This window comes from Eisenbergiella sp. OF01-20 (assembly GCF_003478085.1).
Taxonomy (GTDB): Bacteria; Bacillota; Clostridia; order Lachnospirales; family Lachnospiraceae; genus Eisenbergiella.
Map to the genome: position 1 here is coordinate 1 of NZ_QUES01000002.1, position 12,883 is coordinate 12,883.

The 12,883-nt window shown below is 52.9% G+C and carries 11 protein-coding genes; all 11 read right to left on the reverse strand.

What is annotated here, in order from left to right; translation table 11 throughout:
• Positions 1-131: 131 nt before the first annotated feature.
• The 11 genes from DXA36_RS03720 to DXA36_RS03770 all read right to left on the reverse strand — a co-directional run bounded on the left by DXA36_RS03720 (position 132) and on the right by DXA36_RS03770 (position 12,868).
• Positions 132-1,073, reverse strand: coding sequence for a MetQ/NlpA family ABC transporter substrate-binding protein (locus DXA36_RS03720; protein WP_118676466.1), 942 nt, complete (start codon positions 1,071-1,073; stop codon positions 132-134).
• Between the two features lie 130 nt (positions 1,074-1,203).
• A complete protein-coding gene (locus DXA36_RS03725; protein ID WP_118676468.1) occupies positions 1,204-1,869 on the reverse strand; it encodes a methionine ABC transporter permease in 666 nt (221 codons plus the stop codon).
• Positions 1,859-2,872: a methionine ABC transporter ATP-binding protein gene (locus tag DXA36_RS03730; RefSeq protein ID WP_118676470.1), complete on the reverse strand. Its 1,014-nt coding sequence runs from the start codon at positions 2,870-2,872 to the stop codon at positions 1,859-1,861. The genes DXA36_RS03725 and DXA36_RS03730 overlap by 11 nt, the downstream gene beginning before the upstream one ends.
• Positions 2,873-3,354: 482 nt before the next feature.
• Entirely contained in the window at positions 3,355-4,293 is a 939-nt protein-coding gene (gene cysK, locus DXA36_RS03735) for a cysteine synthase A (protein ID WP_118676472.1), read from the reverse strand.
• A 366-nt stretch (positions 4,294-4,659) separates the two neighbouring features.
• The gene (locus DXA36_RS03740) at positions 4,660-5,304 is read right to left on the reverse strand and encodes a class II aldolase/adducin family protein (protein ID WP_118676474.1); all 645 of its coding nucleotides are present in this window, start codon (positions 5,302-5,304) and stop codon (positions 4,660-4,662) included.
• Positions 5,305-5,326: 22 nt separating this feature from the next.
• Positions 5,327-5,938: a D-sedoheptulose-7-phosphate isomerase gene (locus DXA36_RS03745; RefSeq protein ID WP_118676476.1), complete on the reverse strand. Its 612-nt coding sequence runs from the start codon at positions 5,936-5,938 to the stop codon at positions 5,327-5,329.
• A 39-nt stretch (positions 5,939-5,977) separates the two neighbouring features.
• Positions 5,978-7,258, reverse strand: coding sequence for a four-carbon acid sugar kinase family protein (locus DXA36_RS03750; RefSeq protein ID WP_182478914.1), 1,281 nt, complete (start codon positions 7,256-7,258; stop codon positions 5,978-5,980).
• Between the two features lie 8 nt (positions 7,259-7,266).
• Complete coding sequence (locus DXA36_RS03755; RefSeq protein WP_118676480.1) at positions 7,267-8,136, reverse strand: class II fructose-bisphosphate aldolase; 870 nt, start codon at positions 8,134-8,136, stop codon at positions 7,267-7,269.
• A gap of 35 nt (positions 8,137-8,171) precedes the next feature.
• The gene (locus tag DXA36_RS03760; protein ID WP_118676482.1) at positions 8,172-9,620 is read right to left on the reverse strand and encodes an FGGY-family carbohydrate kinase; all 1,449 of its coding nucleotides are present in this window, start codon (positions 9,618-9,620) and stop codon (positions 8,172-8,174) included.
• A 6-nt stretch (positions 9,621-9,626) separates the two neighbouring features.
• Positions 9,627-10,373 carry an aspartate/glutamate racemase family protein gene (locus DXA36_RS03765; RefSeq protein WP_118676484.1) on the reverse strand — a complete coding sequence of 249 codons (747 nt, stop codon included), beginning with the start codon at positions 10,371-10,373 and terminating at the stop codon, positions 9,627-9,629.
• A gap of 44 nt (positions 10,374-10,417) precedes the next feature.
• A complete protein-coding gene (locus DXA36_RS03770) occupies positions 10,418-12,868 on the reverse strand; it encodes an alpha-mannosidase (RefSeq protein ID WP_118676486.1) in 2,451 nt (816 codons plus the stop codon).
• Between the last annotated feature and the right edge of the window lie 15 nt (positions 12,869-12,883).

Here is a 12,883-nt window from a genome sequence, read left to right on the forward strand (position 1 = left end):
TGCGTCCTGCGGTAGGGGCGCAGGGGGACGCCGCAGGACGCAAAGGGCCGGTTCGGCTGAACTGTTACTAATCCAAAAAAGCCGCGCAGTTCTTGGGGAGCTGCACGGCTGTTGGTAATTGGGTTTATTTATTATCCTTCGTAGGGAACGACAGAACCCTGGTAGGTGTCATTGATGAATTTTTTTATTTCATCGGATTTGAGTACTTCTACAAGGGCTTTGATTCCTTCGTTGTTTTCGCTGCCTTCTTTTACGGCGATAATGTTTACGTATTTTTTAACGGCATCGGAGTCGGAGGTTTCTGTGGCAAGGGCATCGGTAGATGCATTCAGGCCGGCTTCGAGGGCATAGTTTCCGTTGATTACGGCAAAGTCAAAGTCGGGAAGGCTTCTGGGAATCTGCTCCGCAGCAAGTTCCACGAATTTGATGTTGTGGGGATTTTCTTTGATGTCGTTTACGGTTGCGGTGATGCCAGCCCCATCGCTGAGGGTAATCAGTCCCTGTTCCTGTAACAGAAGCAGAGCTCTAGCTTCATTGGTGGTATCGTTAGGCACTGCAATTTCTGCGCCGTCGGTGATGGCGGAAAGATCGGACTGTTTTCCGGGGTATACGCCAAGAGGTTCATAATGGATATCTCCAGCATCTACCAGATGAGTGCCTTTTTCTTCATTGTAGCTTTCCATGTAGGTGATGTGCTGGAAGTAATTGGCGTCCATATCGCCGCTTTCCACCACTTCATTGGGCTGTACATAATCGGTGAATTCGGTTACCTTCAATTCCCATCCTTTTGCAGCCATCAGGGGCTTTGCCGCCTCCAGGATTTCGGCATGGGGTACGCTGGTAGCCGCTACGGTAACGGTTCCCTTGGATTCCACTTCGGTTTCCGCAGCAGGGGCGGAAGCGCTTTCTTCGGAAGCAGACTGGCTTTCAGCCGCCGGATCGGCAGCCTGTGCAGCGGATTCTGCCGCCCCTTCGGTCTGGGCAGCTGCTCCTGTGTCTGCCGATCCGCATGCGGTAAGCAAACCGGCTGTCAGAACAGCCGCAAGTGCAATAGATAATACTTTCTTTTTCATAATGTTCTCCTCCATTCATGAATACATAGACCATGTATCTGTATAGCAAGCCCCGGCTGCTTCAGCAGGGGCACATGGCTTACATCAAAACAAGGTAACCGTTCAGACGGCCCTTTGTACCCTGCGGATATCAACCGGTAATCCGTTTATCCAGCTTCCGGGACAGCCGCATGCAGACAGCCTGCATAATCTGGACCAAAGCCACCAGAAGGATGACGGTGACAATCATGATATCCAGCTGGTAGCGGTTATAGCCGTACCGGATGGCGATATCTCCCAGTCCGCCGCCGCCGACTGCACCGGCCATCGCGGAATAGCCCAGGATGGTTCCCAGGGCAATGGCAAGTCCGCTGAGCAGGGAGGAACGGGCCTCCAGAAGCATGACCTTGATGACAATGGTGGGGATTCCGGCCCCCATGCTCTGGGCGGCCTCTATCACCCCTTTGTCCACCTCCAGCAGGGAGGATTCCACCAGCCTGGCAATGAAAGGGGCGGCTGCCAGGGTCAGGGGCACTATGGTCGCACTGGGTCCGTAGCTTTTTCCCACAATAGCACGGGTAAGGGGAATCACCAGGATGAGCAGGATCAGGAAGGGAACGCTTCGCATCACATTGACCAGCACATCCAGAATCCGGTTTACGGCCCGGCCCGGCCTTAGCCCTTCCCTTCCGGTCACCACCAGGGCAATACCCGCCGGAAGCCCGATTACATAGGCCATCAGGGTGGATACCAGCGTCATATATATGGTGGCAAATGTGCCTTCCACAATCATCATAACCGTCGCACTATTCCACATAATCGTCCAACTCCTCCACCGCAAGATTCCTGTCCTTCAGGTATTGAATCATCTTATCCGCAATCTGGCCGTCCTCCGGCAGCTGCAGCACCATCTGTCCTCTGGCAATGCCTCCCACATCCTGGGTATCGGCAAGCAGGATATTGACGGATGCCTTGCATTCCAGTACCATATTGGCAATCACCGGCTCAAAGGAGGAATTTTCCGTAAAGACAATACGGATACACCGTTTGCTCTTCATCAGGGAATACTTCCGCTCTCCCTGGAATACCAGCTTCTTCGCGGCTTTGGATCTGGGACCGGCAAAAACCTTCTCCACGGTTCCGGTCTCGGCCAGTTCTCCCTGGTCGATTATGGCTACATGGCTGCAAATCTCCTGTACAACACCCATTTCATGGGTGATGATGACAATGGTTATCCCGTATTTCTGGTTAATCTCCTTCAGGAGCGCCAGGATGGAACGGGTGGTGGTGGGATCCAGGGCACTTGTGGCCTCGTCGCAGAGCAGGATCTTGGGATCCATGGCGAGGGAACGGGCAATAGCCACCCGCTGCTTCTGTCCGCCGGACAGCTGCGCCGGATAAGCTTGTGCCTTTTCCTCCAAATCCACTATTTTCAAAAGGCCGAGGGCCTTCTCTCTGGCTTCTTTTTTCTTCATTCCCAGGATTTCCAGGGAAAAGCATACGTTGTCCAGCACCGTTCGCTGCATCAGCAGATTGAAATGCTGGAAGATCATCGCCACGCTGTTTCGTACCTTCCGCAGCTCTTTGTCGGTGCAGGCGGACAAATCCTGGCCTTCTATCAATACCGTCCCTTCGGTGGGCTTTTCCAGAAAGTTCAGGCAGCGCACCAGAGTGCTCTTTCCGGCGCCGGACATACCGATAATCCCGTATATATCACCTTTGTTGATTTCCAGGCTGATCCCTTTGAGGGCTTCCACCCGGTTTTCCTTTGTTTCAAAGGATTTCGTAACATTCTTTATTTGTATGATAGGCAGTCCCATATTCTCAGGCCCTTTCACTTTCGCATCTGATTCGGCAGATGTCCGCGCACAGCGGACGCATGTCTGCATAAGAGGCCGGAGGTCTGAATCCTGCCGGCATTCTGTAACGGATACCGTCTGCCCGCATAAACTCTCCTCCTGCGTAAGCTTTATCATACCACATTTCTTATTATTCTGTAAATACTATTCCGCGCCAAACCGGCCCGTGAAGAAGAAAGGAGGGACTGGTCACAAAGTGAACCGTAACAAGAAAGGGGGGACTTTTCGCTCCGTGACCAGCAACAGAAAGGGAGCTGCTGCGCCGGGGCTTCTCCTTTTTTCCTCCTGAGACGGACATGACAGTTCCGACGAGTCCGAACCGTTACCGCATCCGGCCAAGGAAACCGCCGCACGTTCGGACGGATGCCTGCCGCCACGTTTTGTCACGGTCTGCGCAGTGAATGCGCAGACCCGCCTGAACGGAAACAGACGGACGTTCCTGCCTACTCCTCTGCAAAAAGAGGAGTGGACAGGTAACGGTCACCGGAATCGGGAAGAAGCACCACAATGACCTTCCCCTTGTTCTCCGGCCGTTTGGCAAGAAGAGTGGCCGCATAGAGGGCCGCGCCGGAGGAGATGCCTGTGAGCAACCCCTGCGTATGGGCAATAGCCCGGCCGGTAACAAAAGCATCCTCGTTTTCCACCCGGATAATCTCGTCGTAAATTTCCGTATCCAGCACGCCGGGGACAAAGCCGGCACCGATTCCCTGGATGGCATGAGGTCCGGCTTTCTTCCCGGAAAGCACGGCAGACTGGGCAGGTTCCACCGCCACCACCTTAAGTGCGGGATTTTTCTCTTTCAGGTATCCTCCCGCTCCGGTAAGGGTTCCGCCGGTACCTACGCCCGCCACAAAAATATCAACCTTTCCATCCGTATCCTCCCAGATCTCCGGCCCGGTGGTCAGCCTGTGGGCTTTTGCATTGGACGGATTATCAAACTGGCCGGGGATAAAGGATCCGGGGATTTCCCGGTGGAGTTCTTCCGCCCTGGCGATCGCCCCCTTCATACCTTCCGCGCCGGGAGTCAGGACAATCCTGGCGCCGTAGGCCTGCAGAAGCTTGCGCCGCTCCACGCTCATAGTTTCCGGCAGGGTCAGTATGGCTTTGTACCCTCTGGCTGCCGCCATGGCAGCCAGACCGATTCCGGTATTCCCGCTGGTGGGTTCTATAATCGTAGCTCCCGGCTGTAACAGGCCGGCCTCCTCCGCATCCAGGATCATCTGCAGGGCGATTCGGTCCTTTACGCTGCCGGCCGGATTGAAGTATTCCAGCTTCGCCAGGATGACGGCGTCGGTTACGCCCGCTTCTTTTTCGTAGTTCACCATCTCCATAAGAGGGGTTTTCCCGATCAGCTCTTCCGCACTTTTTTTAATATTTGCCATAAGTTCTGCTCTCCTTTTATAATTCTTCCGGTTTGTTTTTTTCATTTCCTAGTATTTCAATAGGTTTGTTATGAATTCAATATACTACCCTGAAATTCAGGTGTCAAGATTTATTTTAACCGGATGAACAGGAAGATTTCCGGTTTCGCCGCAGAAAAAGGCCCGCAGACGCTGCGGTGTTGCCTGCAGCCTTTCCACGGACCTGTGTTTTCCGGAGCCTGTATAACATATCGTTTTCAGTAACTATTCCAGGGGTCTGTTCATTTACTGCGCAGACCGCTGGAATGTGATTCAGGAATGCCAAAAACCTGCCGCCAGAGGCGAGTTCGGATAGATTTCGGCAGCGACCGTGAAGCTCCCGGACAATTACATCGTTTCATCAAATACTTTTACATCGCCGAGCATTCCTGCAAACAGAATGGTTTTCGCGGTATTCTCCACCGCATCCATCCGGGAAAATGCTTCATAAATGTCGGAACCATAGGTGATCACGCCATGGTTGCGCAGAAAAATAACATCACTGTCCGCCACCTTTTCCACCTCTTCCACCAGTTTGGCGCTGCCCGCAGGGGCAAACCCGGCAATCCCGATTTTTCCGATAAGGGCGGGCACCTCCAGCAGCCAGTTTTGCGGGAATCCCCGGCCGCATACGGCAAAGGCCGTGGCGGCCGCCGGATGGGTATGGACAATGGCCCCGATATCCGGACGCAGTTCATAGAGCCTGCTGTGCATGGCAGCTTCCCTGGTGGACTTCAGGCTGCCTTCAGTTACCGTACCGTCAAACCGCTGCCGGATAATCATATCCGGAGTCAGAAAGCCCTTGCAGACCCCCGACGGGGTAATCAGCATTTCGTCATTCTTTTGTTTTATACTTATATTTCCATCCTTACCGCTCACAAGCCCCTTCTGAAAAAGCAGGCCGGCAATCCGGCAGATCACTTCCCTGGATGCTTCAGCTTCCATGGATGCTTCAGCTTCCATGGATGCCTGAGCTTTCATTTTATCTTCCACGATTTCCTCCTGTATTCCTTTTTCATTCGCCCGGGAAAAAATGCTCTTCCAGCATAGCGCAGAGGGTGTGGTAAACCGGCAGATGGTATTCCTGGATATCCGCAGTGGTGCTGCCGGGAACAATCAGGCATACGTCACACAGCTCCCTGAGTGCCCCGCCGTCATGGCCGGTAAGTCCTATCACCCGCATTTCTTTCGCTTTTGCCACCTTTGCCGCATGAAGTACATTGACGGAATTTCCCGAGGTGGTTATGGCAAACAGCACATCCCCTTTTACCCCGTAGCCGTATACCTGCTGGGCAAATACCATTTCCGGATCCACGTCGTTAAGAAATGCGGTGGAAAGAGCCGGATGGCCTGTCAGGGAAACCGCCGGCAGCGCTCCCTGCAGATGTGCTGCAAGGCTGCCGAATTTTTCTTTTTCCTCTTCCTTCAGAGGCCTTTTTTTATAAAATCCCTTCATCAGTTCCCCTACGATATGCTCGGAATCCGAAGCGCTCCCCCCATTTCCGCAGGCAAGCATCTTTCCGCCGTTTTCATAGGATTCCTTCAGGATTTGGAATGCCCCGGCAACTTCTTCTTTCATGCCGGACAGAGCCGGATACTTTTCTGTCAAACGTTCCAGATCGTTCATTTGTTTTATCTTCTCCCTTCTGCTGTATACGCAGGCTGTCTATACATAATGAGCCGCTTTTTCCAGAAAGCTTTCACTTCCGAAGCTTCCTGATTTCAGAACCAGCGACAGTTCGCCCAGATTCGTTTTCCCGGTCATAACCGGAACCCCGGCTTCAATTTCTTCCCCGATTTCCATACGGTAAATCTCCAGTTCCCCGGTGACGGCCGCAGAGGTATCTCCTCCGGCTACCACCAGCTTTCTGCAGCCCGTTTCCGTAAGTACGCGCCGTGTCACCCTGCAAAGACAGCCGGAAATCCGTTTTCCGATTTCTTCATGGGTAAATCCCAGACGCTGTCCCTTCTCTTTGGTTCCCTTTACTTTTTCCGGCTGCTGGGCGGAATGCACCAGCACCATAGGTGCCACCATAAGGGGCGTAAACCTCATGGCCTTCAGCGTTTCCTGCACAAGCCTTTCCTCTTCCCGGGCAAACGCCTCCTCATCAAATATGGCTTCCGTATCAAAGGTTATCACCGGGTACCCTTTTGCGCGGAGGTATTCCGTCTGTGCAATGCTCTGCCGGGTGAGGCTGCCCGCCAGCAGAAATACCGGATCCAGCCCTTCCTCTTCCAGCTCCCGGAAAGCGGCCGGCAGTTCTTCTCCGATGGCGGAGCTGCCGCACAGGCTGGTTTCATCCGCAACCGCACGGGCGGTCAGCCTCAAATCCTCCTGGCTGCGTATATCAAAGAGGATATAGGAACAGCTTTTTTTCAGTTCTTCTTTTTTCTCCACCACATAATCCAGCCCCTGATCCAAATCCTTCCAGGTGATTTGCCCGATTTTCCTTTTGGTCTGCCTGTGCATGATGGCGGGCAGAAAAGAGGTATCCATGGGGTGGATAGGATCGGTCCTGAACTGGGAATCCTCCAGCTTTGTTCCATATACATAATGGATACCGTCCACCGTGGTCCTTCCGTTACCGGGGAATCCTGCGATTACCATAGAACAGGAAATCCCGAGTGCATCCTGCATGCTGTCAAATTCCGCTCCGATATTCCCCCGGAATACGGAACAGGTTTTCTTAAAATACCGGTCGCAGGGAAGCTCCTGCAGCAGCGCCGCCGCCTGTGCCACCTTACCCGCTGCTGTTTTTGGATTATCAAAACGGCTGTCCGTATCAATAATGATAACATCCAGCTCTTCGCATTCCTTTTTCCAGTCACACAGGGAAAGCAGACACAGAGGGAATACCGCACTGCGGTACCCGCCCTTTCGGAACATAACCCCTATATCATTCGCTCCGGTTACATCATCCGCAACCACTCCGATTCGTTTTTTCATCTTTTTTCTCATGCCTTCCACAAAAGGAAATTCCTGATTTTATCTTCCACCACCTGCTGTACCGCTTCGCCCGCTTTTGCCAAAGCATCCTTATCCATCTGCCAGATCTCCTGGTTGCTCTTTCTTTCACAGCCCAGGGAGCCTAAAAATGCCTGTTCCAGATCGGTGGCAATATTGATTTTACTCACACCGCCGCCCGGTATGGTGATGGCTGCCTGTACCGTTTCCGGAGGGAGGCCGCTGCCGCCGTGAAGCACAAGAGGAATGCTTACCCGTTCCCGGATCCGTGCCAGACGCTCCAGGTCTATCCTTGGATTTTTAACAGGATAGACTCCATGGGCCGTACCGATGGAGACTGCAAGTGTGTCCACGCCGGTCCTTGCCACGAATTCTTCCGCTTCCGCGGGGTCGGTATAGAGACTTTCATCATTATCGGTTTCTATTTTATCGGTTGCCCCGATTTTTCCCAGCTCCGCTTCCACCTCTACCTTTTTTGCATGTGCGTATTCCACCACTTCCCTGGTGACAGCGATATTATCTTCAAAGCTTTTCTGGGAGGCGTCGATCATGACGGACCGGAAGCCGGCATCAATGGCGGCTTTTATAATCTCCATATCTTTGGTATGATCCAGATGCAGGGCTGCCTGTCCCTGGTATTTATCATGTATTTCATAAAAACGGCCGGCAAATTCCCCTGCGGTGACGTCAAACCAGTTAAATTCATTGGCGGAAATCTGCACAATGACAGGAGCCTTTGTTTTCTGGGCCGCCTTCAGGATGGCTTCTATCAGATATGTATTTCTGGCAGAAAACGATCCCACCCCATATCCGTCTTTTTCCGCCGCCTTAAGCATTTGCGTTACCGGTACTAATTCCATAAAAATCCTGCCTTTCTTTTCCTGTAAAGCTGCTTCTATAACAACAGCCTTTGATAAGTTGCGTATTTTGTATCATAAATTTTCCGGTATTTTTCTTCCGGGTATACCCGGCCGGCTTCCATAGCTCTTTTAAACCGGATACCGCCCGCAATGGCCGCCGCTCCCAGCGCCGTTGCCTGGGTCCGGCGGGAAATAAGGAAGGTATGTCCCGTCACATCTGCCTTTGCCTGCATCAGCAGTCTGTTCCTGGTACCGCCGCCCGCACAGATAATCCGTCCGGTACCTATTCCCGCTTCCTCCAGCAGTTCCAGAATCACTCTGGTTTCACAGCCAATGCCTTCATAAATTCCCTGGGCCATATCCATAGGAGTGGTGGACATGGAAATGTCCAGAAAGCCCCCCGGTATCTTCCCTGTTCTTCGGGTGCCATCCCCGGCAGGTACGAGCCGGTGGGTCCCCGCCCCATTCACAAAGGGCAGATACATCACCCGGGAAGGTACCGGACGCTCCTCCTGCATCAGCTTCCCGTAAGGAACCGGCCTGCCGTCCCGGGAAAGGAAGGAGCGCAGCCATTCTATGGAGGCCCCGGAGGACGGCATATTACATATCCAATAATACATCCCCTGAAAACGCCCCAGTTGGATCCCTTTTTCATACAAAAGTAGCGGGGACGGAATCCGCTCCAGAAAACCGATATATACCTCGGAGGTTCCCATGGAATGAAGGATTTCCCCTTCCTCCAGATTTTCCGCACGCGCCGCGCACAGATGATCGTGGCCCCCTATACATACCCGCACATCCTCCCGAAGCCCGAAACGGCCTGCCATCTCTTTTTTTATCACCGGCCAGTCTTTCTCCCCGTCAGCCACCCGGGGAAGTTTTCCGCTCACACCGGCGAATGCCGTCAGTTCTTCATCCCATTTCTGTTCATGGATATGATAAAGCATGGTCCGGCAGGCCAGGGATTCTTCCGTCATACGCTCGCCGGTAAGGCAGAAAAGCAGATAATCGGAGACGGATAAAAAGCAGTCCATCTGCGCGAACAGGGAGGGCTTGTTTTTTTGCAGGAACAGGAATTGGTTTATGGTATATTTGGGATGCCAGATAAGCCCGGTTTTCCGGTACAGCTCCCATCCTCTCAGACTTTCCGGGAATTCCTCCTGCGTCTGCTCCATTGCTTCCCAGGCGTTCCAGGGGACAACGGGCATAAGAGGTATCCCATCCCGGTCAACAGGAACACCGGCTTCCGCCATACTGGTTATGCCGATTCCCTTCACGGCGCCGGGTTCTGTCCCGGAGAGCACTTCCGTCAGACACGCTGTTGTTTTTTCCCACAGCGCATCTGCTGTAAAACAGTTTCCCCAGCCAGGTACCGTCCGGTTTTCCTGATCCCGCAGGGCGGTTCCCGCCACCCTGCCGTCTTTATCTACGGCGCAAACCTTAATATGCGTGGTGCCGATATCAATCCCCAGATAAAGTTCCATGTCCCTTTACCCTTCCTGCCCGACAACATGCGGGGATACCTGCGGGCCGGACTGCAGGCGAAGATAAGCGCGTACGGCCTCCGTACCGCTTACCGGGCTGGTAAGGCAGCGTACTTTTTCTTCCTCCGGCCATTTTTCCACTGCCCGTGCCATGGATGCCTGCGCCAGGACCACAATTTCATTATCACGTAAGAGACGGCGTAATTCTTCTCCCACCAACTCATCATATAAATCATCTTTGCCTTCCGCCAGAAGGGTCCCCACATTTTCGATGACCTTGCTTTGTATGCTGATTTTCTTTCCCGCCATATCGGCTTTCTTCTGTATCAGTTCGGTGGTGGGTTGTATGGTTGAATGCAGTGTTGCCGCCACTCCTATGCGGTCATATCCGGCTGCGAGCCGGGCCATGGGTTCATCAATACGGAAAACAGGAATTCCCACCAGGGCGCTTCCTTCCTCCACCAGCCCCCCGATGGAGGAGCAGGCGCACAAAACGGCGTCCGCCCCTGTCGTCTGGCATAACAGCAAAAGAGTATTCAGACGGTATTTCACCCCTTCCGAACAGCCCCCCAGCCGGTTGATCTCGGGCAGCATGCTGTCATCCAGAAAATTCACCACTTCTATTTCTTCTTCGTCTGCCGAAGCATCCATGGTTGCTTTAGCTTCCCCGGCGGCAATCCCGTTATCTGTCAGCAGTTTTTTCAGTGTGGGGATGGTTACCGGGGTGGTGTGGATCACGGCTATTTTTTTCATTGATACCTCTCCTATCTATGTGCTTTCATGTAAAGTTCTGCAATTCAGATATCTTCCAACAGATTATTTTCCTGTATTTCCAGATTTCCGGCTGCCGGAACACGCACAGTCTTGATTTCAAAAGGGGTAAAGGACAGTGTTGTCTGTCTGCCAAGTCCCGGAAGCTTAAGCCCTGTTTCACAGCTTCTTCCTGCCGTTTCCACCAGACGCAGGATCACATCCTGGCTGCCGTCTTCCGCTTCCTTCATGACCGTAAGCAGCACGTTGTCGGCGGAAAGCTCCAGGAAGGAGGCCTTCTGCGTTAGTTCCCCTTTATGGAAGGTTTCGAAAAGGGCGGTGGGCTTTTCATTGAATTCCCTGCTTCTTCTAACGGTTCGGCTGTCCTCCCAGCTTCCGTCATGCGGGTAGAGGCCGTAGGTAAAAGTCTGAACCCCCTGATCCATGTAGACATATTCCAGATTTTCATCCGGCACATAAGGCTCGTGGTTGGCATAGATGGGACTGCGCAGCACCGTGAGGGACACTTCCTTTCCTGCCACGCTGCCGCTTGCTTTGCCGTCATTCAGGAAGGAAAGGCCGTTGATTGCTGTTGTGAGGCCCGGATTAGCGCCCTCCACATCCAGGAAATTCTGCATGGGGTATTCCTCCCCATTCGGCTCCCTGCAGGCAACGCCATAGGGGATTTCCCAGGAGGCGCGCAGATAGTTCAGCTGCATGGGGAAACGCAGCTTAAGCATAGACCATTTTTCATGCCAGTCCACCGTGGTTTTGACCCGGATGTAATCCAGTTCTTTGTAGATGGAGAAATCCTGGAACATGCGGGAGTTTCCATAGGTGCTTGTTACACGGATCACGCATTTTACAGGTCCGTTTTCCACGCGCTTTACAGACACACCGGAAAAAACGCCTTTTACTTTGTCAAAAATACGTACACCGTGGGACCAGGTATCGCTTTTATCCTCTATTACGGTGGGAACGGCGGCCGGTCCTGCAAAATATTCGGTTCCGTCATTCTTTTTATACAGGGAAGTAATATACCCCGTCTTTTCGTCGAAGGCTATGCGGAACCAACGGTTTTCCGCGCTGGTATTGGTACTTTCCACAGCGGGGAAGGTACGGGAGTTTTCCCGGATCACCAGCTGGTACGTGCGGTATCCCATGGCAGGAAGCTCGGCGATGAAAACGAGCCTTGTCCGGCCGTTGCAGGAAGCAAGGGACTGTACTTGCTGCAGGGGAATTTCCGTTCCCTCCTCATCCACCAGAATCTGGTTTTCCTTCAGGCCGGGGGATTCCATTTCCACTTCGAATTTCCCCGGGAATGAATTAGGGTTAAATACCACAATAGGCTTCCTATCTGTGGATGCGCCAGCTTCCATTTCTATAGGGATATCAATGTGCCAGGATATTGACTGGACCGCCGCGTTCAGTCCTCTTGCCGCGGTATCCAGGGCAGCGCCGTAGCTTTCTCTTGCATCATCATAAGCCGGCTCTATGGAAGTGCCTGCCATGATGTCATGGAACTGGTTGAAAAGTACTTTTTTCCAGCCTTCCGTATATTTTTCCAGAGGATATTTTCCTCCGGTCCAGTGTCTGGCGGCCACAGAAAACTTTTCCGCCATGATAAGACGGTTTTCCGCAAGCCGGTTCAGCCGCTTGACTTCCGAATGTGCGCTGTAGCAGCCGCTGGAATGATGGAACAGATCCCCGGAAACAGACGGCAGTGTTTTCCCCTGTTTCTTGACATCCCGGAAATACTCGTCCGGTGTGGAAAGGATAAGATGAGGTATATCCGCCTCCTGATCCAGTTCCCGGATGCTTTCAATATTCTGTTTGGTGGGGCCGCCGCCGTGATTTCCCACACCATAGAAGCACATAATGCATCCGCCCGGCTCCTTGATTTCCCCTGCACACCGAAGGACATGCTCCTTCAGTTCCTTGGGCCAGGTACAGTATTCAAAAGGAATCCGGAAAGCGGTCACCTGGGACCCGTCACCGGACGTCCATTGGAAGGTTTCCGATTCCAGTCCTTTTTCATGACGGCCCGGACGCATAAATACATAGTTGTCCATTCCTTGTTTTTTGAGGATCTGAGGAAGCATCCCATTGTGTCCGAAGCTGTCCACGTTGTAGCCGGTATGGGCGGTAACCCCCAGCTTTTCCCGGAAATAACGCTGTCCGTACAGCCCCTGGCGCACATAGGATTCCCCGCCCGGCGCATTGCAGTCCGGCTGTATCCACCAGCCGCCCACGATTATCCAGCGGCCTTCCTTTACCCGTTCCCGGATTTCTTCAAACATGGCGGGTTCGTTTTCTTCCACCCACTCATAATAAGCCGCCGAGCTGCTTGTAAACAAGAAATCATCATATTCCTTCATCCGGTCCAGGGCGGAACGGAAGGTGGCTTTTACCTCCTGATACCCTTCCTGCCATTGCCAGAGCCATACCGGATCCAGGTGTGCATTTCCTATCATATATAATGTTTTGTCTTTCTCCATTTTTATACCTCCTCG

What these genes read in the sequence shown, in the direction of transcription:
- DXA36_RS03720 (WP_118676466.1), bottom strand. Translation starts at nt 1,073, where the DNA reads ATGAAAAAGAAAGTATTATCTATTGCACTTGCGGCTGTTCTGACAGCC.
- DXA36_RS03725 (WP_118676468.1), bottom strand. Translation starts at nt 1,869, where the DNA reads ATGTGGAATAGTGCGACGGTTATGATGATTGTGGAAGGCACATTTGCC.
- DXA36_RS03730 (WP_118676470.1), bottom strand. Translation starts at nt 2,872, where the DNA reads ATGGGACTGCCTATCATACAAATAAAGAATGTTACGAAATCCTTTGAA.
- cysK (WP_118676472.1), bottom strand. Translation starts at nt 4,293, where the DNA reads ATGGCAAATATTAAAAAAAGTGCGGAAGAGCTGATCGGGAAAACCCCT.
- DXA36_RS03745 (WP_118676476.1), bottom strand. Translation starts at nt 5,938, where the DNA reads ATGAACGATCTGGAACGTTTGACAGAAAAGTATCCGGCTCTGTCCGGC.
- DXA36_RS03750 (WP_182478914.1), bottom strand. Translation starts at nt 7,258, where the DNA reads ATGAAAAAACGAATCGGAGTGGTTGCGGATGATGTAACCGGAGCGAAT.
- DXA36_RS03755 (WP_118676480.1), bottom strand. Translation starts at nt 8,136, where the DNA reads ATGGAATTAGTACCGGTAACGCAAATGCTTAAGGCGGCGGAAAAAGAC.
- DXA36_RS03760 (WP_118676482.1), bottom strand. Translation starts at nt 9,620, where the DNA reads ATGGAACTTTATCTGGGGATTGATATCGGCACCACGCATATTAAGGTT.
- DXA36_RS03765 (WP_118676484.1), bottom strand. Translation starts at nt 10,373, where the DNA reads ATGAAAAAAATAGCCGTGATCCACACCACCCCGGTAACCATCCCCACA.
- DXA36_RS03770 (WP_118676486.1), bottom strand. Translation starts at nt 12,868, where the DNA reads ATGGAGAAAGACAAAACATTATATATGATAGGAAATGCACACCTGGAT.